We start from the raw sequence: 23,067 nt of genomic DNA, 5'->3' as shown, positions 1-23,067 counted from the left end.
ACTAGAGGATATCACGCAACGCTCAAGTCGACTGAACAACTTTGAACTTGATACAACTTTTACTATACGAGGAGGAATAGCGATGATCACGTTATCCGATGTGGCAAAAAAAGCCAATGTTTCGAAGATGACGGTCTCGCGGGTGATCAACCACCCGGAACAGGTGACCGATGAATTAAAACAGCTCGTGTTTTCGGCGATGAAAGAGCTGAACTATCGGCCTAACGTGGCGGCGAAGGCCTTGGCGAACAACCGCACGCAGGTGATCAAGTTTTTCATCCTCGAAGACATCGATACCACAGAACCTTACTATATGACCTTGTTGTTTGGCATCGCCAAAGGATTAGATGAGAAGCAATACGCCATGCAGCTGATCACCAATCGCAACTTTGACTTGGATTATGCTGACGGTTATATCATCACCGGTGCGCGCGGCAGCGATTATGAATGGATCGATCGCCTCGAAAAGCCGGTGGTGTTGTTTGGTGAAAACCGCAACGGCTATGATTATGTCGATACGGACAATAAGCTGGGCACACAAATGGCAACGCAAGCCGCATTGGCCCAAAATTACGCCAATATCGTGTTTATCGGCATCGATGTGAAAGAGCCGTTTGAATATTCGCGAGAAGCAGGTTATATCAACACCTTGCAGCAAGCTCAATTCATGCCGCAGATCCACCGCATGGGCAATCACAGCCATGCTTCGGAACAATTTATCACAGCGCACTGGTCGCAGTTTCCGCCGAATACCGCGTTTATTTGTGCATCAGACCGGCTGGCACTCGGTGTGGTGCGGGCGATCCAGCATTGTGGCGGCGATTTGCCGGCAGATTACGGCGTGGTCGGCTTTGATGGGGTGTTTTTAGACCAAGTTTCCAACCCCAAACTGAGTACCGTCAAACAACCAGTGACGCGTTTGGGGGAATTGGTCGCGCAAATGCTGCTGCAAAAGATCCAGCAGTCAGGCGCGCCGCAAGGCGAATTATTGGTGACCCCTGAATTGATCATGCGCCACACGATGCGTGGCGGCGCGCCTCAAACATGACCTAAAGTCCGAGCGCTGCTCGGGCTTTTTTGGTGCGGCCGCCACTTGATCAAACGGGGATTCTGTTACCGATAACACGAGTGAGATTCCTTGCTCAACGCCGCGTAACCGCTTACGCTTAGGTGAAGGAGGAAGACGCGATGGCATGGTATGAAAAGGCGATCATCTATCAGATCTACCCAAAGTCATTTAATGACAGCAACGGTGATGGGATCGGCGACTTGGAAGGGATCAGGCAGCAAGTCCCTTATTTGCAAGCCCTTGGGATCAATACGGTGTGGCTGAATCCGGTGTTTGTATCGCCACAAGTGGATAATGGCTATGATGTCGCGAATTATTACGCGATCGATCCGTCAATGGGCACGATGGCCGATATGACACGCTTGATCGCTGACTTACACGCCGCCGGGATCCGCGTGCTGTTGGATTTTGTCTTGAACCACACGTCCGATCAGCATCCTTGGTTTCAAGATGCGCTGCAATCACGCGACAGTTTGTACCGTGATTATTATATTTTCGCTGGCGAAAAGGGACAACGGCCCAATAATTGGGGCAGTTTTTTTGGCGGTTCGGCGTGGACAGTAGCCCCAGATGCCAGCGGGCAATCTTACCTGCATCTGTTTGACGACAAAATGCCTGATCTGAACTGGCGCAATCCGAATTTGCGCTACGCCATGGGGGATGTGGCCGCGTTTTGGTTGGACAAAGGCATCGACGGCTTGCGGTTAGATGCGTTCATTCACGTGGCCAAAGCAGACTTAGGCCAGGATTTTCCTGCCTCGGATGACCAACCGGTATTGGCTGAGCCGTTCATTGCCAACCTGCCGGCGGTCAAGCAGTGGTTGCGGCCGCTGGTCAGCCGCATCAAGTCGGATTATCCAGAGACGTTTTTGCTCGGCGAAGCAGCCAGCGCCGATGTGGCACAAGCGGCAGCCTATACGGATCCAGCCAGCGGGTTATTAGACAGCGTGATCTCGTTTCGCATGTTTGCCGATGATGAGCAGGCCTTAGACTCACGCTTGCCAGCGCTTTATCAGCCTAAACCGATCGCGCCGTTGGCCTTTAAACAAACCCAGGTGCAATGGCAGCAGGGCTTAGGCAAGACGCTGCCGGTTTTATATTGGAACAACCATGATATGGCGCGGGTGGCCACGCGCTACGGCCACCATGACCCAACCGCCAGCAAGAGTTTAGCGATGTTGATGTATTTACAACGCGGCACGCCGTTATTGTATTACGGTGAAGAATTAGGCCTGCAAAACCTGGACCTGCCGGCTGCAGCTTATGCCGCTGACCCGAGTGTGGCCGCCTTTTTGGATCAAGCCCAAGCAGTGGGATATTCTGAAGCCGAAGCGCTGGCGATGGTCAATGCGACGCATAAGTTTGCGGCGCGCGGGCCGATGCCTTGGGATGAGTCTGTCCATCATGGCTTTAGTCAACAAACACCGTGGCTGCAAGGTCAACACCCAGCCGCAACCAGTGTGGCGCAACAAACCGGCGCTGCCGACAGTGTGTTGGCATTTTATCGGCAGCTCTTGCAATTGAAACAAACGCCACTGTTCACCACTGGCAAAGAACGCTTGTTAAAATCCCCGGCCATGGTCTATTTATATTCGCGGACACTCAAGGCCCAAAAGGCGCTGGTGGCGGTCAACTTAGGCGCAGCACCAGTGACGTTAAGCGTGACAGGCAAGCAGGTAATTTTGGCTGCCGGTGACGTCAAGCACAGTGCGCACCAGCTGACGTTAGGGGCTTATGCTGGGGCAGTCGTGACAAAATAGGGGGACCAATATGTTAAAAGGTTTGATTTTTGATCTTGACGGGGTTTTGACCGATTCCGCCGCGTATCACTTACAAGCATGGAACGACTTAGCCAAAAGCATCGGTATCACCTTGCCGCCAGCGGCAAACGATGCCTTGCGCGGGCGTTCCCGCATGGATTCGCTGGATTTGATCTTAGCTTATGGCCGGCAGCAAACGCACTACACCTTAGCCCAAAAACAAGCGCTGGCCGCGTCTAAAAACACCCATTATCAAGCGCTGATCAAGCAAATGACCCCGGCGGATATCTTGCCAGGGATCGTGCCGTTATTAGATGCGGCGCGAGCAGCCGGGTTACAATTGGCGATCGCCAGCGCCTCTAAAAACGCGCCTACGATCTTGACGCAATTAGGATTGATGGACCGTTTTGCCGGGATCGTGGATCCAGACAGTTTGCAGCACGGCAAGCCTGATCCTGAGATCTTCATCAAGGCGGCTGAGACGCTGCATTTGGCTGCAGATGAAGTGATGAGTTTTGAAGATGCCAGCGCAGGCGTCGCGGCGATCAAAGCCGCGCATCAATTTGCCGTGGGGATCGGCGATGCAACCGTATTGGCAGCTGCAGACGTGGTCGTGCCCACTACGGCAGCGTTGAATTTTGCCGCGCTGCAACAAGCGTTTACCGCACAGTAAAAACAGTTATCAGGGCAAACCAAAAAAGGTGCGTTTATGCGCACCTTTTTAGCTGCCGGTGGATACCGGTATCAGTTTGAACGAACACTGGCTGGCCAAAGAAAGTCATTGGCCGCAGTGGCCACTTGCGGATTTTCACGCAAGCGGCTGTGTTGTGCTGCTGGTCCGCTGAAGCGGCGCTCGGTATAACTGGCGGCACGGCCAGCCACAAGAAACCCTAACGCGCGCGATGAGGCGTTTAAGATACGGCCATCAGAAGCCGACCCATCGGCTAAATTGCCATAGATATTTAAGATGGCGACTGCTGGGAAGCGATCACGCCAAAGCATGGCTTGGCGGAAGGCTGGCGCCAGCAAGTGGGGGCGGCCGTTGGCATTGAGGTGATTGTGTTGCGGTTGCAGATGCATGCCGGCGATCCCATCAAAGTTGCCGGCAATGCTGACCCACTTGGCCACTTGCGGCAGGTGGGCGTCGTTGCCCCAGCGCAATAAGTAAAACAATACGGCGGTGTTGCCGAGTGAATGAGCGACCAAGTTGACTTGGCGCACACCGTAGCGGCTGTTGAGGGTCGCCAGCACATTGTAAAGCCACCGCCGCAAGCGGTGATAATCCAACTCATGACGATCCAAAAACACCACTTGCACCAGCGGCCGCGGGGTATGGGCGGTCAGCTGACCATAACAGGTGACTTGGCCAGCGGCGCTGACGGTCATCACTAACGCTGGTGTGGCTTGTTTTTGCCGTTTTGCAGCGGCCATTAAGGCCAGCATCGAATGACGATTGCCATTATGGCCATGCAGATAAACGGTGACGGGTTGAGTCGTGGCGTGCACGGCAGTTTGCGGGACGGTGACCCAACTGATGACGAGCAAAAAGACCAAGCAGCAAAAACGGCGCATCGTGACTCCTTTCACATTTGCAATACCTTTAGCATACCCAAAACTGCAGGCTAAGCCCACCGATCGAGAAAATCTTAAAGATATGCCGATAAAAATATGCAATTTTAGTTGACATGTTATGCCAATGTCGTTATGATGAGTCCAATATAAAAAAGCGATTAAAAGATGAGTAACACGATCTGCTTCCTTCTCAGAGAGTTGTCATTGGTGCGAGACGACAAGGCGCAACGTGTGAAGATGGTCTTGGTTTGCGCTGTTGGCTGAGCTGTGGTGAAGCTGACATGGGTACGCCCATTACAGCGTTACGGTCTTTTTGGACCTATTGAGGCACTCAGGCACAAGCCTGGTGCAAACCAAGGTGGTACCACGGCTCAGCCGTCCTTGACGCGATCGCGTTAAGGACGGCTTTTTCTTTTGATCAAGGAGGAGATTATCATGACAAAAACAATTATTGGGTATCCCCGTATCGGTGAACATCGTGAATTGAAGTTTGCGACTCAGAAATATTTTAAGCACTTGCTAACAGCAGAAGAACTGCAAGAAACTGCTCGGCAGCTGCGCGCTAAAAATTGGCAAACGATCGCAGCAGCAGGGATCGATCAGATCCCGACTGGCGATTTCAGCTTTTTTGATACGACCTTGGATACTGCCAAGTTATTGAACATCGTGCCAAAGCGGTATCGCGACTTGCACTTAGATGACTTGGCAGAATATTTTGCCTTGGCGCGCGGCTATCAAGGCGACACCGGAGATGTTAAAGCCTTGCCGATGAAGAAGTGGTTCAATACCAACTATCATTACCTGACGCCGGAATTTGATGCGGATACGCAGATCAAAGTCGGCGATTGGCAATTATTTGACCAGTTCCAAGAAGCCCAAGCGCAAGGGATCAACGCCCGGCCAACCTTAGTCGGTCCATACACCTTGTTGCGCTTGAGCCGCTTCTTGGATGGCCGCAAACCGGCTGATTTTGTGGCTGCTTTGATCCAAGCTTACACCGAGATCTTGGCGAAGCTGGCTGCGTTAGGGGCCAAATGGGTGCAACTCGACGAACCGGCCTTGGTTTATGACCAAACCGATGCCGATTTGGCGCTGTTCAAGCAATTGTATACGCCGATCTTGGCAGCTAAAGGCCACTTGTCTGTGTTAGCGCAAACGTATTTTGGTGATGTTCGCGACAGCTTTGACACCTTGACGGCATTAGATTTTGATGGGTTAGGGCTGGACTTTATCGAAGGCCAAGAGAATTTAGCCGTCTTGGCTAAACACCCGTTCCCCGCAGATAAGACGCTGTTTGCCGGCGTGATCAACGGGAAAAATATTTGGCGGACCAATTATCAAGCGACTTTAGACTTATTGGCTAAATTGCCTGATAATGCCGTGTTGTCCACGTCAACGAGCCTGTTGCATGTGCCTTACACGACCCGCAACGAAACTAAGATCCCCGCCAATGAACTGCAATATTTGGCCTTTGCTGAAGAAAAGCTGCAAGAGTTGGCTGATTTAGACGCGATCCGGACGACCGGCACCAAACATGCTGCTTATCAAGCTAATCAAGCGCTGTTTGCCACCCCGCGGTATGAAGAAAATGCGGCGTTAAACGCGAAGATCGCCGCCCTTAAGCCGGCCGACTATACCCGCCAGCCTGATCGGCAAACGCGGCTGCAATTGCAAGCAGAAGCGCTGCACTTACCGGATCTGCCGACGACGACGATCGGCTCTTTCCCTCAAACTGCAGCGGTGCGAAAAAACCGCGCTCAGTTGCGCAAAGGCGAGATCACCGAAGCGCAATATACTGAATTCAACCATGCTGAAACGCGCCGCTGGTTGAAGATCCAAACAGACCTCGGGTTGGACGTGTTAGTGCATGGGGAATTCGAACGCAATGACATGGTCGAATACTTTGGTGAAAACCTGGAAGGCTTCCGCTTTACCGAAAACGGCTGGGTCCAATCTTACGGGACGCGCGGCGTGAAGCCGCCGATCATTTGGGGCGATGTCGCCCGGACTCATCCGATCACCGTAGCCGAAACGGTTTATGCGCAAAGCCAAACGGATAAGCTGGTCAAGGGGATGCTGACAGGGCCGGTGACGATCTTGAACTGGTCTTTCCCACGAGCAGATGTGTCTGCCAAGTTGTCGACGGAACAAATCGCCTTGGCATTACAAGATGAAGTGCTGGATCTTGAAAAAAATGGCATCAAGATCATTCAAATCGACGAGCCGGCTTTGCGTGAAAATCTGCCGCTGCGCAAAAAGGACTGGTATACCAAATACCTTGACTGGGCTGTGCCGGCCTTTCGCTTGACCGCTGCAGCCGTCAAGCCAACGACGCAGATCCATACGCATATGTGCTATTCCGAGTTTCAAGACATCATCAAAGCCATCGATGCCTTGGATGCTGATGTGATCTCATTTGAAGCGGCACGGGCGGATCTGACCTTGCTGGATGTCTTGCATGATACGCATTTTGAAACGCATGTGGGCCCTGGCGTTTACGATATCCATTCACCACGTGTCCCATCCGTTGACGAAATCGTCGCGATCATCCATAAGATCTTAGCGCGCATCCCGTTGCAAAATGTCTGGATCAACCCGGATTGCGGCTTGAAGACACGTGAAGAGCCGGAAACGGTTGCCAGCTTGAAGAACATGGTGACCGCAGTGCAACAGGTGCGGGAGGAATTGCATGAAAGTCAACCAACTGTTTAAAGCCCATCAGGTGATTTCCTTTGAGGTGTTTCCTCCCAGGCGCAAATCACCTTCGATCGACTTTACGCGGATCTATGGCACCATGGATGCGTTGAGTCAACTTGACCCGGACTTCGTATCGGTGACGTTTGGCGCTGGCGGCACCAAACGCCAAGCAGGAACGTTAGAAATCGCCAGTTTGATCAAAAGCGAATATGGGATCGAACCCGTAGCGCATTTGCCTGCGGCGCAACTGACTGGCGCCCAAGTCGATGAGTTGCTTGACCAATTTGCCACTCATGGGATCGAAAATATTTTGGCGCTGCGCGGCGATATCCCCAAAGATGGCCGCGTCAGCAATGATTTTCCGCATGCCAATGACTTGGTGCGCCACATTTGTCAGTATGGGGATTTCAATGTGATCGGCGCTTGCTATCCTGAGTGCCACCCTGAATCAAAAAATACGGCAGATGACATTGCACATCTCAAGTTGAAAGTCGATGCCGGCGCGACCCAATTGATCTCGCAGTTGTTTTTCGACAATCAAGTTTTTTATGATTTTACGAAAAATTGTCGCCAAGCAGGCATCAATGTCCCGATCGAAGCCGGGATCATGCCAGTCTTGAATCAACGCCAGATCCAGCGTATGGCGAAAATGGGCGGGGTCAGCCTGCCGGATAAATTCGTCTCGATGATGGCCCGTTACGCCGACAATCCGATTGCGATGCGCGATGCAGGTATTGCCTATGCGATCGACCAAATCGTGGATCTCTTAGTCCATGGCGTTGACGGGATCCATATTTATACGATGGATAACCCGACAGTTGCCAAGCGGATCGTGGAAGCTACCCGCAGTTTAGTGCGGGTCTAACGCAACCAAACAAATAGCGCGGACAAGCCGGTTGGCGGCATTGTTCGCGCTATTTGCGTGGCGGGCAGTAAAGGTGCCATCAAAGGCCGTGTTCACTTTAGCCCTAATGTGTGTTCCAAAAAGCCGGTGGTATCTGCAAAGACATCATCAAGGTACCCTTCACCATGCCGGCTGCCGGCCAGCATCCGGGTGCTGTGCGGGATCCCGGCTTGGCCTAAAGCGCCAGATAACTCCGCGACGCCGCTCGTGGGGACGAATTCATTGAGTGAATTGGCCAGATACATGGGTCCACTGGTACTAGTGACATGCTTGGCTGGTGTCGCTGCGACATAATCTGCTGGGTCAGGTAAATAGTTGGTGATGAACCACTTATAAAACGCATCGTTGGCCCCGGATTGATTGATCGTATTGGAAGCGGCAGTACCGAAGTTGCTGGTATCACCTTGTTTGGCGATGACATCGCGGTGTTGGCCGAGCCAATCGGCGATGTCTAAGATCCCGGATAAGCTGACCCCGGGGATCCCATATTTTAACGCCATTTCCACGGCTAAGTTGCCGCCGGCACTGGCGCCAACAACGGCTAGTGCCCGGCGGTTGAATGGCAAGTCGCGGCGGTGGATCCAGTCCCATAACTTGTCCATATCCGCCAACGGCGCCGGGTAGTGGCCTTGGGCGCCTTCGCGATAATTTGGGGCGATCACATAAAAGCCGCGGGCGTTGAGGCGATTGGCCCAATCGCTTTCCTTGCGTTTATCGCCGCGAAACCAGCCGCCGCCATGGATCACGATCACCCCAGCACGCGCTGGTCCGCGAGTGGGGTAAAGGTCTAAAGCGAGTTGATGGGTGTCATCATAATAAACATTGAGGATCGTTTTTGCCGCCATAAAGACCGCCTCCTTAAGTTATCTCTGCTGCCACCTCCAGCATAGGCGCCTGGGGTGAAGATGGCAAATTTTAAGTGTGACGGTTACAATGGACGCACGAGGTGAAGCGCATGAAACAAAAAATCGCGTTGCTGGCAGATATCCATGGTAATGTCGGCGCACTGACGGCAGTATTGGCAGATGCCTTGGCGCACCATGTGACGGCATACTGGTTTTTAGGCGATTTGTTTTTGCCAGGGCCAGGGGCCGGAGAGCTTTATCAGCAGCTGCTTGCCGTCAAGCCGCAAGTGTGGCTGCGCGGCAATTGGGAAGATGCCGTTTTGGCCATGCTGGCTGGAGATTTTGATCTTGATGATCCAGGGGCGATCTATCTGGCCCGCTTGAGTGCTTATCTCAACGACCATGCCGCCAAAGGGATGCTGGAAAAAATTGCCCAAGCACCGTTGAAGCAGCTGATGACCGTCAACGGGGTGCGGATCCAAGCCACGCACAACTTGCCAGATCAAGACGAAGGCTACAGTTTGTATCCCGCCCAGCCGCAGCAAAATTTCGACGAGTTAGTGCCCAAAAACGTCGATATTGCCGTTTATGGGCACACCCATCAGCAAGTCATGCGCACCACTAGCAGCGGCCAACTCGTGATCAATCCAGGCGCTGTGGGGCAGCCGTACAGCTTATGGCCGCGCTTTTTTGCCGATCAGCGGGCGCATTATGCGCGATTGTCGATCGACGATGCCGGCCGCATCGAGGTGGCCTTTTGCAAAGTCGATTATGATCGCCAACAAGAGATCCAGCTCGCCCAACACCGCCACCTGCCGTATTTCTCGCAGTATGCGTTTTTGCGTGAAAGCGGCAATACCATCACCCATGATCGCGATTTGCTGCGCCAAGTCAATGCCGCGCACCATTATGTTGAACAAGTCGCTCGCTACTATCATAAAAAGGAGTCTTCACGATGAAAATTGCCCGTTTGCACCACCAACCATTGGTTTTGACTGGCGACCATACTGGTCAGGCCATCACGAACTTCGAGGATGTGTTAGCCGCTCAACAAGCTGGGCGCGATGCTTGGCAATTAGGGGTTGAGCAGGCGTTTAAAGACAGTGAGCTGCAAGCGCCGATCACCCACCCGGGGCAGTTGTTTGCCATCGGGATGAATTTTGCGGCCCATTCTCAAGAACTGCACTTCGCCATTCCTAAGACCCCATCGATCTTTACCAAGTTTGCCAGTGCGATCACCGGACCAGTGGCCAACGTGCAAATGCATGGCCCGCGCACAGATTGGGAAACCGAACTGGTCGTTTTGATCGGTACAGGAGGGCGCAATATTGCCGTTGCCGATGCGCCTGCCCACATTGCCGGGTATATGGTCGGCGAAGACTTATCTGATCGCGATGTACAAATGGCCAATGATCCGGCCCAGTTTTCTTTAGGCAAGTCCTTTGAAAACTTCGCCCCGATCGGCCCATGGCTGACCACACCAGATGAAATCGCTGACCTCAAGGCGTTGACGATCACCACCAAGGTGAATGACGTGGTGATGCAACACGCCCCGTTGGCGCAAATGATCTTTGATCCCGCAGCGTTGATCCATTACTTATCGCAGATCGTCGCGCTGCAGCCAGGCGACTTGTTGTTTATGGGGACGCCAGTGGGGACTGGAGTCGGCCATGACCCGGCGATTTTCTTGAAGCCTGGGGATCGTTTGACCGGTGAAGTCGATGGCTTAGGCAAGCTGAGCTTGACCTTTTCTGAATAAATTATGAAAAACCGTTGACAGCAAAATGAGAAGGCGTTAATATTACACCATACTTAATTCACAGGAGGTTACGATCATGAAACAAGCTAATCATTTTGATCATGTCAATGCCATTATTGTAGCCTTGTTGTTGAGCACCCGCGTGTTGAAATAGTCGGTGCCCACTTTTCATGCTGGTCACCGACGTTACCGGTGGCTAGCCAACAACTTCTGTTCGACTAGCTTTGGTCAACTTGACCAGGACTAGTCGAATTTTTTTGTTAATAGAGAGGAGCAACACATGACACACCACATTGCAGTCTTAGCGGGGGATTATATCGGTCCTGAAATTATGGCGAGTGCGCTGGCCGTCTTGCAACACGCCGCCGCCAAATATGATTTCGATTATGAGACGACAGCTTATCCATTTGGCGGCGCGGCGATCGACGCTTGCGGCGAACCCTTGCCGCAAGCCACGATCGATGGCGCCAAAGCCGCCGATGCGATCTTACTAGCAGCCATCGGCGGGCCCAAATGGGACGCTGCGCCAAAGCGGCCAGAAGCCGGCTTGCTGGCGATTCGCCAAGCCTTGCAATTATATGCCAATATCCGCCCGACTAAAGTCAGCGATGCCCAAATCGATGCGTCGCCGATCAAGCCAGAGATCGTTGCCGGTACTGATTTTGTGATCGCCCGCGAGTTGACTTCCGGCGCGTATTTCGGCAAACCGCGCGAGCTGGCGGCAGATCATGCGATCGATACCATGTATTACAGTCAAGCAGAAGTCGAACGCATCATGAACACGGGCTTCCAATTGGCGATGCAGCGCAAGCAACATGTCACGATCGTCGATAAATCCAATGTGTTGGCCACCTCGAAGTTTTGGCGGGCGACGGCTGAGCGCATCGCCAAGCGCTTCCCAAAAGTCAGCGTCGACTACCGCTACATCGATGCCACCACCATGGCGATCATGACCGCGCCGACAGCGTTTGATGTGATCATCACCGCCAACTTGTTTGGGGATATCCTCTCTGATGAAGCGGCGCAGATCACCGGCTCGATCGGCACGATCCCTTCAATGTCAGCAGGGGCCAGCGGGCCCAACCTTTATGAACCGATCCATGGCTCGGCACCGGATATTGCCGGCAAAGGCATCGCCAACCCGATCGCCATGATCAAAAGTGTCGCCATGATGGCGCAGTACTCATTCCAAGCCAACGCCATGGCCCAAGCGATCGAAGCCGCTTGTGACGCTGTGATCGCCGCTGGGATCACCACCCCTGATCTGGGTGGCAGCGCAACGAATCAAGATGTGACTGACGCGATCATCGCAAGGATCTAATGAAAGAAGGCAATGTGTTATGACAACTATGTTTGACAAACTTTGGCAAGACCATGTGATCGCCGGAGAACCGGGTGATCCCCAACTGCTTTACATCGATTTGCAGTTGATTCATGAAGTTACGTCACCGCAAGCGTTTGAAGGGTTGCGGATCAATCATCGCAAGGTGCGCCGCCCGGATCTGACCTTTGGGACGATGGATCATGATGTGCCCACTGAAAACATCTTCAACATTCAAGATACGATCGCTAAAGCCCAAATCGACACCTTAAAGAAGAACTGTCAGGAATTTGGGATCACCTTAGCCAAGATCGGTGACTCCCGCCAAGGCATCGTCCATGTCGTTGGCCCAGAGCGCGGCTTGACTCAACCAGGAAAAACCATTGTTTGTGGCGATTCGCATACCTCGACACATGGCGCGTTTGGGGCATTGGCTTTTGGGATCGGGACTTCTGAAGTGGAGCATGTGTTAGCCACTCAAACGATTTGGCAAACCAAGCCCAAGACCTTAGGCGTCAAGGTCACCGGTCAACTGCCGCATAACGTTTTTGCCAAAGACATTATCATGGGGATCATTGGCAAGTATGGCGTTGCCGTTGGCCAAGGCTATGCGATGGAATTTTATGGGCCAACGATCGATGCGATGTCCATGGAAGGGCGCATGACGATTTGCAACATGTGTATCGAAGGCGGGTCGAAAACGGGGATGGTCGCGCCAGATGCGACCACTTATGATTATGTCGCCGGCCGCGAATACGCCCCTAAAGACATGGCCAAAGCCATCGAATATTGGCAAAAGTACAAGACAGATTCAGAAGCTGACTTTGATAAGGTGATCGAATTTGATGTCTCAACGCTTGCCCCGATGATCACTTGGGGGACGAATCCAGGCATGGCAACATCTGTGCGCAGCACGCTGCCAGAGATCGCCGATGAAGATGACAAAAAAGCGTATCAATACATTGGCCTGCATCCCGGCATGACCGCAGAAGAGATCCCCTTAGATTATGTCTTCATTGGTTCTTGTACCAACGGCCGCTATGAAGACTTAAAAACCGCTGCCGCCTTTATGAAAGGCAAACATATTGCGCCTAACATCACTGCGTGGGTCGTGCCAGGGTCTCGGGCAGTCCGTAATCGCTGTATGGAAGAAGGTATCGCGCAAACCTTTATCGATGCCGGTTGTGAATGGCGCGAACCAGGATGTTCGGCATGCTTAGCCATGAACCCAGATAAGATCCCGGCAGGCAAGCATTGCGCTTCGACTTCCAACCGTAACTTTGAAGGCCGCCAAGGCGCCGGTGCCAGGACCCATTTGGCCAGCCCAGCCATGGTCGCAGCTGCCGCGGTGGCAGGGCATTTCGTCGATATTTCCAAGCAAGCAATCAACGCCTGAGTTATTACCATCGTCGATCGGTTTGTCCCATCGGCCTGCAAACATAATGCACCACCGCCTCGCATTGCGAGCACCCATAATGTACCACCGCCCATATTGGGCATACATAGCAGGCCCAGACAAGCGATCTTTAGGAGGACATCATCTTATGGAAGCTTTTGTAAAAGAAACCAGTAAAGCCATCGTGATCCCCAATGATGATATCGATACCGATATCTTGATCCCCAAGCAATTCTTGAAGAATATCTTGCGGACCGGTTTTGGGATCAGCGCCTTTTACCCATGGCGCTACAACGAAGACGGGACTAAGAAGATGGATTTTCCGTTGAACCAAAAAGCACATGCTGGCGCCACGATCTTGATCACTGGGAATAACTTCGGTTGCGGGTCAAGTCGAGAACACGCGGTTTGGGCATTGACTGATTATGGTTTTCGCGCCGTGATCGCCGGCGGATTTTCCGATATTTTCTTCATGAACGCGACTAAAAATGGGCTGTTGCCGATCATTTTGCCAGAAGCGGATCGCGCGATCTTGCGCGAATGCCAAGCAGATGAAAAGGTGACGATCGATTTAGCCGCGCAAACCGTCAGCTTCCGCGACCATGTTTTTCATTTTGATATCAATGCCACTTGGAAAGAAAAGTTCTTGAAAGGGCAAGATGATATCAGCTTGACGCAACAGTATGAAAAACAGATCGAAGCTTATGAGGCCCGGCGGCCAGTGTTTAAATAAGAAAGCAGGAACTTATTATGGAAGCCAATACGACCATAGAAACACAAATGAATTACGCCAAGGAATCACCGCTTTTTTATAAAGTCTTTACCTTGGCGGGGATTGGGATATTCCTGGACGCGGCTGATGTGTATATGGCCAGCGCGATCAATACCGCAATGATGAACGACAAGTTTGCCACAGTGGCCCAAGGCTCGATGTTCTTGTCTGCAGGGTTTTTGGGATTGTTTGTCGGTTCCTTGTTGGCCGGGTATATCGGCGATTTCTATGGCCGGCGGCGTTCGTATCAATTTAACCTGTTGTTGTTTGGGGTGTTTACCTTTATCTCAGCGTTCATGCCGAGTGTCACTTGGATGATCATCTGCCGCTTCTTTGCAGCTGTCGGGCTAGGCGCAGAGATCGTCACCGGATATGCGGTGGTCAACGAATTTGCCCCAGTCAATCGCCGCGGCTTTTGGTCAGGGATGATCGCGATCGTAGCTAATGCCGGAGCGCCGATCACGTTGTTAGTGGCCACGTTTATGGTGCCTAATGTAGGTTGGCGTTCGATGTTTATCGTGATGGGGATTGCGGCGATCATTTTATGGTTTGCCCGCCACAACTTCCCAGAATCTCCGCGTTGGCTGATCGCACGCGGACGTGAAAAAGAAGCCCAAGCGATCGTCGATCAGCTCAACGTGAATGGCATGTATGACATTACCGAGAAAAACGAAGACGAACGGCGTGTTAAAGTCAGCTTTGGCCGCGGCGTGTTTGTTGCCAGCGTGGCAGTAGGAGCGGCATTACTATGCCAGTACACGTTCACTTCTTGGGTGCCAACATTGCTGGTGCGGCGCGGGATCAGCATCTTTTCTTCGATCGGTTTTTCAGCCGTGATGATGTTAGGGGCACCGATCGGCGCGACGATCGGGACCGTCTTAGTGGAACGTACCGGTCGCAAGAAGTTGATCGTGACGACGTTTTTAGCTACCGCGATCTTAGGCATCGCCTATGCTTATGAAACCACCACAGTCGGGACGATCATCAATGGGATGCTGTTGACGACGACGTTTTACATCTTAATGGCGTCAGTGATCTCGGTTTATACCAATGAACTGTTTGAAACCAAGTATCGCTTCCGCGGCGCCGGTATCGCCAATGCGGTCGCCAAGTTGCTGAATGTGCTGATGCCTACCGTTGTGGCGTTTTTGATCACCCAAGTGTCGCCAAGTGCGATCTTTTATGGGATCGCCGGCATGGCGGTGATCGCAGCGGCAGTCGTCGGCTTCTTCGGACCAGAAACCACCGCCAAAGAGATCAAATAGGAACACGACGTCATCAAAAAAGCCGAGCGCTCAGCGCTCGGCTTTTTTGATTCAATCGCGGTTTGGGTCTTGCATCCAGGCTAAGGCGATCGCCTTTTCACCAATATGCGTGGTGATCGCCGGACCAAAATAAGAGCGCTCGATCGTGGCTTGCGGGAATTCAGCTTGTAAGCTGCGCTGCCATTGCGCGGCTTCATTGGGGATCCCGGCATCGATCACCCAAACTTTCAGCGGGTGCGGAGCTTGGGTGATCGCGGCGGCAAAAAGTTCTTCCACCCGCGTGTAAGCGCGGGTCAATGTGCGTACTTTTTCTGCGACAACGATTTTATGCGTTGCGTCAAACGTTAAGAGCGGTTTGATGTGCAGCATGCTGCCCAGCATGCCGGCGGTATTGCTGAGCCGCCCGCCGCGCACCAAGTGCATCAAGTCATTGACGATAAAGTATTCATTCATCGTCTGGCGCAGTTGGTCCAACCGGGCGATGATGGCCTCCAAACTCGCGCCAGCCGCAGCCATTTTGCCTGCCGTCAACACCAGCTCGCCCATTAAGATCACCGTGATCTGGGAATCATAGACCACCACATGCTGATCTTTGATCTCACTGGCGGCGGCTTGGACAGTGTCGTGGATCCCTGAGATGGTTTTGGATAAGTAAATATTCAAGACGGTATCAAAGCCGGATTGACGCAGCTCAGCATGAACGGCTAAGACATCCGCCAAACGCGGTTGTGAGGTGTGGGGAAAATCCTTAGCTGCCCGCATCTTGGCATAAAACTCTTCCGGCGTGATATCGACGCCTTCATTAAAAGTTTCCCCGCCTACGACTAACGGTGTCGTGACGATGCGGATCGGCAAACCGGCAATTTGTTCAGGTTCGAGATAGGCGGTGCTGTCAGTGACGATCGCGATCTTACTCATAGGTTTCCAACTTTCTTGGTTAATTGCTACCCCCATGTTAAGCATAGTGCCGGCTAATTACAAAGAAAAACGCCCCGGAGTCATAAAAAAATGCTACCGGCACGTTTTCCTTCTATTATAAAGACACTAGATGATCGTCGCGTTCAAAACCGTCTTGAAGTGATCGATTGCCCATGCTTGGCCGCCAGGTTTGAAAGTCGCAACGGCATCTTGGTGGATCACTAAGGGGTAATTCAGGTTATACGCATCTACAGCCGTGTGCAAGACACAAATATCGGTACAAACCCCGGTCAGATGCAACTCATCGACTTGCCGTTCACGCAGCCACAGATCCAATGGGGTACCGGCAAAACTGGAGTAGCGGGTTTTATCAAACAAGCGCACATGGTCATTAGCCTTGGCCGCTTGATACCAAGTGTTCACGGCCCCAAACAGTTCCCGGCCCCAAGAATCGCGGACATTGTGAGGCGGGAACAACTTGGTTTCAGGGTGGTAAGGGTCTTGTGGGGTGTGAACGTCAGTTGGCAAGAAGACAAATTCGCCAGCCTCAACAAAAGATTGGGCCAAATCGGCGATGGGCTGTTGTAGGACTTGACCGACAGCGCCACAGGTGAGGGCGCCTTGGTCAGCGACAAAATCGTTGGTATAATCGATAATCAATAAGGCTTTAGTCAAGGATGCCACCTCCAAATAGGTTACAGCCAACGTACACTGTCAAGATACGGTTGTCAAGGCAAACCACAGTGGCGCCGACTAGAAGACAGACCCATGCCAGCGGCATTTTCGAGCAAATAATCAGTAAAAAAAGCTTGCCCTAGGCGGTGAGTTTTTGTATACTAGTCAAGTGCTGTGTAATCTGTGATGGATCACTATGCACTTTTGGCTCATTGGGAGCCGAGGTAGCAAGGATGTGAGAGGTTGCGACACGCCCGGCCGCTTTGCCACGGCAGCGTGTCGGGAATTCCCACGGAGCTAGTCTACTAATGATAATGGACGAAGGAGGTCACACAATGGCAAAACAAAAGATTCGGATCCGCCTAAAGGCATACGAACACCGGATTCTTGATCAATCTGCAGATAAGATCGTTGATACCGCTAAGCGCACTGGTGCGCAAATCTCGGGTCCGATCCCACTGCCAACCGAACGGACACTTTATACGGTGCTGCGTTCCCCGCATAAGTACAAGGATTCCCGTGAACAATTCGAAATGCGCACTCATAAGCGTCTGATCGACATCGTAAACCCAACCCCGAAGACAGTTGATGCTTTAATGAAGCTCGACTTGCCAAGCGGCGTTGACATTGAAATCAAATTATAATTTATAGCATTGGAGGTGTACCCATGGCACGTAAAGGAATCTTAGGTAAGAAAATTGGCATGACGCAAGTCTTCACCGACAACGGCGAACTCGTTCCCGTTACCGTGATCGACGTAACGCCTAACGTTGTCTTGCAAGTCAAGACTGTTGAATCTGACGGTTATGAAGCAGTTCAACTGGGCTACGGCGACAAGCGTGAAGTGCTTAGCAACAAGCCAAGTGTTGGTCACGCCAAGAAGGCGGACACAACCCCTAAGCGCTTCATTAAGGAAATCCGTGATGTAGCGCTTAGCGAATATGAAGTAGGCAAAGCAGTCAAAGCTGACGAATTTGCAGCAGGCGACATCGTGGATGTCACCGGTACAACCAAAGGTCACGGTTACCAAGGTAACATCAAGAAGGATGGCCAATCCCGTGGTCCTATGGCGCACGGTTCTCGTTACCATCGTCGTCCAGGTTCTCTTGGCGCCATCATCAACAAGGTGTTCAAGGGCAAGAAATTACCTGGCCGGATGGGTAACCACACCCGCACCATGCAAAACCTGAAGGTCGTTTCGACCGACTTAGAGCACAACGTGATCCTGATCAAGGGTAACGTTCCAGGCGCTAACAAGTCCTTCGTTACGATTCGTTCCGCTGTTAAAGCAGCGAAGTAATACGAAGGGAGGAAAATAACTAATGGCTAACGTTACTTTATACAAGCAAGATGGCACAGAAAACGGCACCGTTGATTTAAACGATACGATCTGGGCGATCGAACCAAATGAAAACGTCGTGTTTGACGCAGTGATCATGCAACGCGCTTCCCTTCGTCAAGGCACCAGCAAGGTTAAAAACCGCCACGAAGTTTCTGGTGGTGGTCGCAAACCTTGGCGGCAAAAGGGTACCGGCCGTGCACGTCAAGGCTCTATCCGTTCCCCACAATGGCGTGGCGGTGGGATCGTCTTTGGCCCACACCCGCGTTCATACAGCTATACCATCAATAAGAAGGTTCGCCGCTTGGCCATCAAGTCCGTGCTTTCTCAGAAGGTATTGGATGATGCTTTGGTCGTTGTCGACAGCTTTGCATTCGACGCACCAAAGACTAAGGCTTTTGCAGCCAGCCTTGCCGCATTGAAGGTCAACGAAAAGGCGCTTGTCGTCCTTGAAGATGGCAATGACAATGCTGCATTGGCAGCCCGCAACTTGCCTAACGTTAAGGTTGTTGCCGCAGACGGGATCAATGTGTTGGATGTTGTGAACCACAACAAGCTGATCTTGACCCAATCTGCGCTCCAAAAGATTGAGGAGGCGCTCGCATAATGGAAGCACGCGATATCATTTTACGCCCGATCGTGACCGAACAAACGATGGCTGACATGGACAACAAGAAGTATACCTTCGAAGTTGCTATGCACACCGAAAAGACTGCGGTTCGCCGCGCTGTCGAAGAGATCTTCGACGTTAAGGTGGCCCAAGTCAACATCGCCAACGTTCGCGGCAAAAAGAAGCGCCAAGGTAACTTTGTAGGTTATACCCGCAAGCGCCGCAAGGCCATCGTTACTTTGACCGCTGATTCTAAAGAAATCAAACTGTTTGAAGACTAGTTCCAGAAATCAATTATAGGAGGTTAACACTGTGGCGATTATTAAGTACAAACCAACGACGAACGGTCGCCGGAACATGTCTGGTTCCGACTTCGCCGAAATCACCAAGAAGCGTCCTGAAAAGACCCTTCTGGAAGATCAAAGTCATACTGCCGGCCGTAATGCACACGGCCATATCACGGTTCGTCACCGTGGCGGCGGTCACAAGCAATTCTACCGTGTGATCGACTTCAAGCGCCAAAAAGACAATGTCGTAGCTAAGGTGGTCGCAATCGAATACGATCCTAACCGTACAGCTAACATCGCATTGTTGCACTACGAAGATGGGGTCAAGTCCTACATCCTCGCACCTAAGGGTTTGAAGGTCGGCGACAAGATCGTTTCTGGTGAAGAAACAGATATCAAAGTCGGCAACGCGCTGCAATTAAAGAACATTCCTGATGGGACGACGATCCATAACATCGAACTCAAGCCTGGCAAAGGCGGCCAATTGGCTCGCTCCGCTGGTGCTTCAGCACAGTTGTTAGGTAAAAACGATGACGGCAAGTACGTCACGGTGCGCCTGGCATCTGGTGAAGTGCGGATGATCTTGGCCGTTAACCGTGCCACTATCGGTGCTGTTGGTAACGAACAACACGAACTGATCAGTATTGGTAAGGCTGGCCGCAAGCGCTGGTTAGGCTTCCGTCCGACCGTCCGTGGTTCTGTCATGAACCCTAACGATCACCCGCATGGTGGTGGTGAAGGTAAGGCGCCTATCGGCCGTCCATCTCCATTATCTCCATGGGGTAAGAAGACTCTCGGTAAGAAGACCCGGAACCATAAGGCTAAGTCCGAGAAGTTCATTGTTCGTCATCGTAAGACGAAGTAATCAATAACCTGAATCACACCGAATAAAGGAGGTCACATAATGGGTCGCAGTCTTAAAAAAGGACCTTTCGCCGACGCTCATCTGATGAAGAAGATCGACGCGCAGGCAGACAACGAAAAGAAGCAAGTCATCAAGACTTGGTCTCGTCGTTCAACCATTTTCCCAAGTTTCATCGGTTACACCATCGCGGTTTACGATGGTCGCAAGCATGTCCCAGTCTTCATCTCTGAAGACATGGTTGGTCACAAGTTGGGCGAATTCGTTCCAACACGGACTTTCCGTGGGCACGCCGCCGACGATAAGAAATCCAAGGCTCGCTAGAAAGGAGCGCATCATACATGGCTGAAACAATTACTTCTGCTAAGGCTACGGCTAAGACCGTGCGGATCGCTGCTCGCAAGGCGCGCTTGGTCATCGATCTTATTCGCGGCCGCGACGTTGCTGAAGCCCTGGCAATCCTGGAGTTCACCCCTCGTGCGGGTTCTCCGATCATTGAGAAAGTTCTCAAGTCTGCCATCGCCAATGCAGAACACAACTACGACTTAGATGCACAAAACCTCTACGTAAGTGAAGCTTACGTTGACGAAGGCCCAACCCTTAAGCGGTTCCGTCCTCGCGCCAAAGGTAGTGCATCGCCGATCAACAAACGGACAAGCCACGTCACTGTGGTCGTTTCCGAAAAAGAAGCATAAGGAGGGATAACGCGTGGGTCAAAAGATTAATCCTAAGGGTTTCCGTGTTGGCGTCATTCGCGATTGGGAATCTAAGTGGTATGCTGAAAAAGATTTTGCCACCTTCCTGCACGAAGACATCAAGATCCGGGAATTCATCAATAAGAAACTCGCAGATGCATCGGTATCTACGATCGAAATCGAACGTGCTGCTAACCGCGTCAACATTTCTATCCATACCGCCAAGCCAGGGATGGTTATTGGTAAGGGTGGTGCCGAAGTTGAAGCATTGCGCAAGCAACTCAACGACTTGACTGGCCGCAAAGTCCACATCAACATCGTCGAGATCAAAAAGCCTGACTTAGATGCCAAGCTGGTTGGCGAAAGCATTGCTGTCCAATTGGAACAACGTGTTGCCTTCCGTCGGGCAATGAAGCAAGCAATGCAGCGGACCATGCGTTCCGGCGCTAAGGGTATCAAGACCCAAGCTGCTGGTCGTTTGAACGGTGCGGATATTGCACGTCGTGAACACTATACTGAAGGCACCGTGCCATTGCACACCTTGCGTGCCGATATCGACTATGCTTGGGAAGAAGCAACCACCACATACGGCCAGATCGGCATCAAGACCTGGATCAACCGTGGCGAGATCCTTCCAGATAAGCCAAGTCGCAATGTGAAGGGAGGAAAATAATCGATGCTAGTACCTAAGCGTGTCAAGCACCGTCGCGAATTCCGTGGGAAGATGCGCGGTGCCGCTAAGGGCGGTAAGGAAGTAAGCTTTGGCGAATACGGCCTGCAAGCACTCGAATCTTCCTGGATTTCAAACCGTCAAATTGAAGCTGCTCGTGTCGCCATGACCCGTTACATGAAGCGTGGTGGGAAAGTTTGGATCCGCATTTTCCCGCAAAAGTCATACACCTCCAAAGGTGTCGGCGTACGTATGGGTAATGGTAAAGGTGCACCGTCCGGCTGGGTCGCTGTTGTTAAGCGCGAAAAAGTGATGTTTGAAGTCGCCGGCGTGCCGGAAGAAGTTGCGCATGAAGCGCTGCGTCTTGCTTCGAACAAACTCCCTGTTCGCACGAAGATCATTACTCGTCAGGAAGTAGGTGGGCAATCAAATGAAGGCTAAAGATATCACCGCATTAACCACTGCTGAGATGCTCGACAAGGAGAAGCAGTACAAAGAAGAACTGTTCAACTTGCGCTTTCAACAGGCGACCGGTCAATTAGAAAACACCGCCCGCTTGAAGCAAGTTCGTAAGAACATTGCGCGCATCAAGACCGTCCTTCGTCAGGCTCAAGACAAGTAATTTAAACGGAAAGGAGAAATTCCCTTGGAAGAACGCAATTCTCGTAAAGTCTATCAAGGTACCGTGGTATCCGACAAGATGGACAAAACCATCACCGTTGAAGTTTCCACGACCAAGACACACCCTGTCTACGGCAAGCGTGTTAAGTATTCGAAGCGTTACTACGCACATGATGAAAACAATGAAGCCCATATCGGCGATGTTGTGAAGATCATGGAAACTCGTCCTTTGTCACGCAACAAGCGTTTCCGTTTATTGAACGTTGTCGAAAAGGCTGTTCGTATTTAATAATCGTAAAGTGACGAAAGGAGGACCTACCCGTGATTCAACAAGAAAGTCGTCTTAAAGTGGCGGACAACTCTGGCGCCCGCGAATTGCTGGTGATTAAGGTTCTTGGCGGTTCATTCCGCAAGACCGGTAACATCGGTGATGTCGTTGTGGCTACTGTTAAACAGGCTACACCAGGTGGCGTTGTCAAACTGCATGATGTTGTAAAGGCTGTTATCGTCCGTACCAAGTCTGGTGCGCGTCGGACTGACGGTTCTTACATCAAGTTCGATGAGAACGCTGCTGTGATCATCAACGCCGACAAGAGCCCTAAAGGCACTCGTATCTTTGGCCCCGTTGCACGTGAACTGCGTGACGGTGACTTCATGAAGATCGTGTCCTTGGCGCCTGAAGTTCTGTAAGAGGAGGTGCAAGCATGAAAATCAAGACTGGTGATAAGGTACGTGTCATGCGTGGTAAAGACGCTGGCAAAGAAGGTACCGTAACCAAAGTGCTTCTCAAAGCTGACAAAGTGATCGTCGAAGGCGTGAACATGGTCAAGAAGCACCAAAAGCCAAGCAATGCCAACCCTCAAGGCGGCATCGTGGACGTTGAAGCAGCTATCCACGTTTCTAACGTGATGTTGCTGGATCCTGAATCCAATAAGCCAAGCCGTACCGGCGTAGAAATCAAGGACGGCAAAAAAGTGCGCATCGCCAAGAAGTCCGGCGCCGCACTGGAAAACTAACGAAGGGAGGACAA

28 protein-coding genes are annotated in these 23,067 nt (G+C 51.9%); 24 read left to right on the top strand and 4 right to left on the bottom strand.

The genetic code is table 11. From position 1 onward, the window contains the following. The first annotated feature begins 82 nt into the window (after nucleotides 1–82). The 3 genes from EKM91_RS09065 (at nucleotide 83) to pgmB (ending at nucleotide 3,502) form a co-directional block, all read left to right on the top strand. On the top strand, nucleotides 83–1,048 hold the full coding sequence (locus EKM91_RS09065; protein ID WP_125753034.1) for a LacI family DNA-binding transcriptional regulator: 966 nt from the start codon (nucleotides 83–85) through the stop codon (nucleotides 1,046–1,048). 140 nt (nucleotides 1,049–1,188) lie between these two features. Continuing rightward, nucleotides 1,189–2,829, top strand: coding sequence for an alpha-glucosidase (locus tag EKM91_RS09060; protein ID WP_125753031.1), 1,641 nt, complete (start codon nucleotides 1,189–1,191; stop codon nucleotides 2,827–2,829). Nucleotides 2,830–2,839: 10 nt separating this feature from the next. Further along, on the top strand, nucleotides 2,840–3,502 hold the full coding sequence (pgmB, locus tag EKM91_RS09055; protein ID WP_125753028.1) for a beta-phosphoglucomutase: 663 nt from the start codon (nucleotides 2,840–2,842) through the stop codon (nucleotides 3,500–3,502). A 71-nt stretch (nucleotides 3,503–3,573) separates the two neighbouring features. On the opposite strand, the gene EKM91_RS09050 is transcribed toward pgmB, so the two are convergent. Continuing rightward, nucleotides 3,574–4,374 (bottom strand): alpha/beta hydrolase, encoded by an 801-nt coding sequence (locus tag EKM91_RS09050; protein WP_164508519.1) that lies wholly within the window; start codon nucleotides 4,372–4,374, stop codon nucleotides 3,574–3,576. Nucleotides 4,375–4,836: 462 nt separating this feature from the next. Between EKM91_RS09050 and metE the strand changes: the two genes are divergently transcribed. After that, nucleotides 4,837–7,113, top strand: a complete 2,277-nt coding sequence (gene metE, locus EKM91_RS09045) for a 5-methyltetrahydropteroyltriglutamate--homocysteine S-methyltransferase (RefSeq protein ID WP_125753022.1) — start codon at nucleotides 4,837–4,839, stop codon at nucleotides 7,111–7,113. After that, the gene (metF, locus tag EKM91_RS09040) at nucleotides 7,091–7,963 is read left to right on the top strand and encodes a methylenetetrahydrofolate reductase [NAD(P)H] (protein WP_125753019.1); all 873 of its coding nucleotides are present in this window, start codon (nucleotides 7,091–7,093) and stop codon (nucleotides 7,961–7,963) included. The genes metE and metF overlap by 23 nt, the downstream gene beginning before the upstream one ends. Nucleotides 7,964–8,055: 92 nt before the next feature. Here metF and EKM91_RS09035 read toward each other — a convergent pair whose 3' ends face one another. Then, nucleotides 8,056–8,847, bottom strand: coding sequence for an alpha/beta hydrolase fold domain-containing protein (locus EKM91_RS09035; RefSeq protein WP_125753015.1), 792 nt, complete (start codon nucleotides 8,845–8,847; stop codon nucleotides 8,056–8,058). Nucleotides 8,848–8,957: 110 nt separating this feature from the next. Here EKM91_RS09035 and EKM91_RS09030 point away from each other — a divergent pair, with 110 nt between their 5' ends. The 6 genes from EKM91_RS09030 to EKM91_RS09005 all read left to right on the top strand — a co-directional run bounded on the left by EKM91_RS09030 (nucleotide 8,958) and on the right by EKM91_RS09005 (nucleotide 15,360). Continuing rightward, entirely contained in the window at nucleotides 8,958–9,806 is an 849-nt protein-coding gene (locus EKM91_RS09030) for a metallophosphoesterase family protein (RefSeq protein WP_125753012.1), read from the top strand. Beyond that, nucleotides 9,803–10,606, top strand: a complete 804-nt coding sequence (locus tag EKM91_RS09025; RefSeq protein ID WP_125753009.1) for a fumarylacetoacetate hydrolase family protein — start codon at nucleotides 9,803–9,805, stop codon at nucleotides 10,604–10,606. Before EKM91_RS09030 ends, EKM91_RS09025 begins: the two co-directional genes overlap by 4 nt. 280 nt (nucleotides 10,607–10,886) lie before the next feature. After that, nucleotides 10,887–11,927, top strand: a complete 1,041-nt coding sequence (leuB, locus tag EKM91_RS09020) for a 3-isopropylmalate dehydrogenase (protein ID WP_125753006.1) — start codon at nucleotides 10,887–10,889, stop codon at nucleotides 11,925–11,927. Nucleotides 11,928–11,946: 19 nt separating this feature from the next. Further along, nucleotides 11,947–13,323: a 3-isopropylmalate dehydratase large subunit gene (gene leuC, locus EKM91_RS09015; protein ID WP_379896288.1), complete on the top strand. Its 1,377-nt coding sequence runs from the start codon at nucleotides 11,947–11,949 to the stop codon at nucleotides 13,321–13,323. A 148-nt stretch (nucleotides 13,324–13,471) separates the two neighbouring features. Further along, a complete protein-coding gene (gene leuD / locus EKM91_RS09010) occupies nucleotides 13,472–14,056 on the top strand; it encodes a 3-isopropylmalate dehydratase small subunit (RefSeq protein WP_125753003.1) in 585 nt (194 codons plus the stop codon). Nucleotides 14,057–14,073: 17 nt separating this feature from the next. Next, entirely contained in the window at nucleotides 14,074–15,360 is a 1,287-nt protein-coding gene (locus EKM91_RS09005) for an MFS transporter (RefSeq protein ID WP_125753000.1), read from the top strand. A gap of 51 nt (nucleotides 15,361–15,411) precedes the next feature. On the opposite strand, the gene EKM91_RS09000 is transcribed toward EKM91_RS09005, so the two are convergent. Both EKM91_RS09000 and EKM91_RS08995 read right to left on the bottom strand, forming a co-directional pair. Continuing rightward, nucleotides 15,412–16,278 (bottom strand): DegV family protein, encoded by an 867-nt coding sequence (locus tag EKM91_RS09000; RefSeq protein ID WP_125752997.1) that lies wholly within the window; start codon nucleotides 16,276–16,278, stop codon nucleotides 15,412–15,414. Nucleotides 16,279–16,404: 126 nt separating this feature from the next. Continuing rightward, nucleotides 16,405–16,962 (bottom strand): cysteine hydrolase family protein, encoded by a 558-nt coding sequence (locus tag EKM91_RS08995; protein WP_125753040.1) that lies wholly within the window; start codon nucleotides 16,960–16,962, stop codon nucleotides 16,405–16,407. Between the two features lie 326 nt (nucleotides 16,963–17,288). On the opposite strand from EKM91_RS08995, the gene rpsJ reads away from it, so the two are divergent. Genes rpsJ through rplX form a run of 13 tightly spaced genes read left to right on the top strand, consistent with a single transcriptional unit; the run spans nucleotide 17,289 to nucleotide 23,053 of the window. Next, nucleotides 17,289–17,597: a 30S ribosomal protein S10 gene (gene rpsJ / locus EKM91_RS08990; RefSeq protein WP_054717647.1), complete on the top strand. Its 309-nt coding sequence runs from the start codon at nucleotides 17,289–17,291 to the stop codon at nucleotides 17,595–17,597. 23 nt (nucleotides 17,598–17,620) lie between these two features. Further along, on the top strand, nucleotides 17,621–18,253 hold the full coding sequence (rplC, locus tag EKM91_RS08985; protein WP_125752993.1) for a 50S ribosomal protein L3: 633 nt from the start codon (nucleotides 17,621–17,623) through the stop codon (nucleotides 18,251–18,253). Nucleotides 18,254–18,275: 22 nt separating this feature from the next. Next, nucleotides 18,276–18,899: a 50S ribosomal protein L4 gene (gene rplD, locus EKM91_RS08980; RefSeq protein WP_125752990.1), complete on the top strand. Its 624-nt coding sequence runs from the start codon at nucleotides 18,276–18,278 to the stop codon at nucleotides 18,897–18,899. Next, nucleotides 18,899–19,183 (top strand): 50S ribosomal protein L23, encoded by a 285-nt coding sequence (rplW, locus tag EKM91_RS08975; RefSeq protein ID WP_125752987.1) that lies wholly within the window; start codon nucleotides 18,899–18,901, stop codon nucleotides 19,181–19,183. Before rplD ends, rplW begins: the two co-directional genes overlap by 1 nt. A gap of 31 nt (nucleotides 19,184–19,214) precedes the next feature. Beyond that, on the top strand, nucleotides 19,215–20,054 hold the full coding sequence (rplB, locus tag EKM91_RS08970) for a 50S ribosomal protein L2 (protein WP_125752984.1): 840 nt from the start codon (nucleotides 19,215–19,217) through the stop codon (nucleotides 20,052–20,054). A 39-nt stretch (nucleotides 20,055–20,093) separates the two neighbouring features. Continuing rightward, nucleotides 20,094–20,375: a 30S ribosomal protein S19 gene (gene rpsS / locus EKM91_RS08965; RefSeq protein WP_125752981.1), complete on the top strand. Its 282-nt coding sequence runs from the start codon at nucleotides 20,094–20,096 to the stop codon at nucleotides 20,373–20,375. Between the two features lie 17 nt (nucleotides 20,376–20,392). Next, nucleotides 20,393–20,746: a 50S ribosomal protein L22 gene (gene rplV / locus EKM91_RS08960; protein ID WP_125752978.1), complete on the top strand. Its 354-nt coding sequence runs from the start codon at nucleotides 20,393–20,395 to the stop codon at nucleotides 20,744–20,746. A 13-nt stretch (nucleotides 20,747–20,759) separates the two neighbouring features. Next, entirely contained in the window at nucleotides 20,760–21,419 is a 660-nt protein-coding gene (rpsC, locus tag EKM91_RS08955) for a 30S ribosomal protein S3 (protein ID WP_125752974.1), read from the top strand. Nucleotides 21,420–21,422: 3 nt separating this feature from the next. Next, the gene (gene rplP, locus EKM91_RS08950) at nucleotides 21,423–21,857 is read left to right on the top strand and encodes a 50S ribosomal protein L16 (protein ID WP_125752971.1); all 435 of its coding nucleotides are present in this window, start codon (nucleotides 21,423–21,425) and stop codon (nucleotides 21,855–21,857) included. Then, entirely contained in the window at nucleotides 21,847–22,038 is a 192-nt protein-coding gene (rpmC, locus tag EKM91_RS08945) for a 50S ribosomal protein L29 (RefSeq protein ID WP_125752968.1), read from the top strand. Before rplP ends, rpmC begins: the two co-directional genes overlap by 11 nt. Before the next feature lie 24 nt (nucleotides 22,039–22,062). Then, entirely contained in the window at nucleotides 22,063–22,326 is a 264-nt protein-coding gene (gene rpsQ / locus EKM91_RS08940; protein ID WP_125752965.1) for a 30S ribosomal protein S17, read from the top strand. Between the two features lie 32 nt (nucleotides 22,327–22,358). Continuing rightward, nucleotides 22,359–22,727 (top strand): 50S ribosomal protein L14, encoded by a 369-nt coding sequence (gene rplN, locus EKM91_RS08935; protein WP_125752962.1) that lies wholly within the window; start codon nucleotides 22,359–22,361, stop codon nucleotides 22,725–22,727. Nucleotides 22,728–22,741: 14 nt separating this feature from the next. Continuing rightward, the gene (gene rplX / locus EKM91_RS08930) at nucleotides 22,742–23,053 is read left to right on the top strand and encodes a 50S ribosomal protein L24 (RefSeq protein WP_125752959.1); all 312 of its coding nucleotides are present in this window, start codon (nucleotides 22,742–22,744) and stop codon (nucleotides 23,051–23,053) included. Nucleotides 23,054–23,067 lie beyond the last annotated feature (14 nt).

The sequence above is a fragment of the Lacticaseibacillus baoqingensis genome (genome assembly GCF_003946165.1).
Classification (GTDB): domain Bacteria; phylum Bacillota; class Bacilli; order Lactobacillales; family Lactobacillaceae; genus Lacticaseibacillus; species Lacticaseibacillus baoqingensis.
This window is presented reverse-complemented; position numbering and strand designations above follow the sequence as displayed.

Coding starts and splice junctions, on each gene's coding strand:
- EKM91_RS09065 (WP_125753034.1), top strand. CDS start 83: ATGATCACGTTATCCGATGTGGCAAAAAAAGCCAATGTTTCGAAGATG.
- EKM91_RS09060 (WP_125753031.1), top strand. CDS start 1,189: ATGGCATGGTATGAAAAGGCGATCATCTATCAGATCTACCCAAAGTCA.
- pgmB (WP_125753028.1), top strand. CDS start 2,840: ATGTTAAAAGGTTTGATTTTTGATCTTGACGGGGTTTTGACCGATTCC.
- metE (WP_125753022.1), top strand. CDS start 4,837: ATGACAAAAACAATTATTGGGTATCCCCGTATCGGTGAACATCGTGAA.
- metF (WP_125753019.1), top strand. CDS start 7,091: ATGAAAGTCAACCAACTGTTTAAAGCCCATCAGGTGATTTCCTTTGAG.
- EKM91_RS09035 (WP_125753015.1), bottom strand. CDS start 8,847: ATGGCGGCAAAAACGATCCTCAATGTTTATTATGATGACACCCATCAA.
- EKM91_RS09030 (WP_125753012.1), top strand. CDS start 8,958: ATGAAACAAAAAATCGCGTTGCTGGCAGATATCCATGGTAATGTCGGC.
- EKM91_RS09025 (WP_125753009.1), top strand. CDS start 9,803: ATGAAAATTGCCCGTTTGCACCACCAACCATTGGTTTTGACTGGCGAC.
- leuB (WP_125753006.1), top strand. CDS start 10,887: ATGACACACCACATTGCAGTCTTAGCGGGGGATTATATCGGTCCTGAA.
- leuC (WP_379896288.1), top strand. CDS start 11,947: ATGACAACTATGTTTGACAAACTTTGGCAAGACCATGTGATCGCCGGA.
- leuD (WP_125753003.1), top strand. CDS start 13,472: ATGGAAGCTTTTGTAAAAGAAACCAGTAAAGCCATCGTGATCCCCAAT.
- EKM91_RS09005 (WP_125753000.1), top strand. CDS start 14,074: ATGGAAGCCAATACGACCATAGAAACACAAATGAATTACGCCAAGGAA.
- EKM91_RS09000 (WP_125752997.1), bottom strand. CDS start 16,278: ATGAGTAAGATCGCGATCGTCACTGACAGCACCGCCTATCTCGAACCT.
- rpsJ (WP_054717647.1), top strand. CDS start 17,289: ATGGCAAAACAAAAGATTCGGATCCGCCTAAAGGCATACGAACACCGG.
- rplC (WP_125752993.1), top strand. CDS start 17,621: ATGGCACGTAAAGGAATCTTAGGTAAGAAAATTGGCATGACGCAAGTC.
- rplD (WP_125752990.1), top strand. CDS start 18,276: ATGGCTAACGTTACTTTATACAAGCAAGATGGCACAGAAAACGGCACC.
- rplW (WP_125752987.1), top strand. CDS start 18,899: ATGGAAGCACGCGATATCATTTTACGCCCGATCGTGACCGAACAAACG.
- rpsS (WP_125752981.1), top strand. CDS start 20,094: ATGGGTCGCAGTCTTAAAAAAGGACCTTTCGCCGACGCTCATCTGATG.
- rplV (WP_125752978.1), top strand. CDS start 20,393: ATGGCTGAAACAATTACTTCTGCTAAGGCTACGGCTAAGACCGTGCGG.
- rplP (WP_125752971.1), top strand. CDS start 21,423: ATGCTAGTACCTAAGCGTGTCAAGCACCGTCGCGAATTCCGTGGGAAG.
- rpmC (WP_125752968.1), top strand. CDS start 21,847: ATGAAGGCTAAAGATATCACCGCATTAACCACTGCTGAGATGCTCGAC.
- rplX (WP_125752959.1), top strand. CDS start 22,742: ATGAAAATCAAGACTGGTGATAAGGTACGTGTCATGCGTGGTAAAGAC.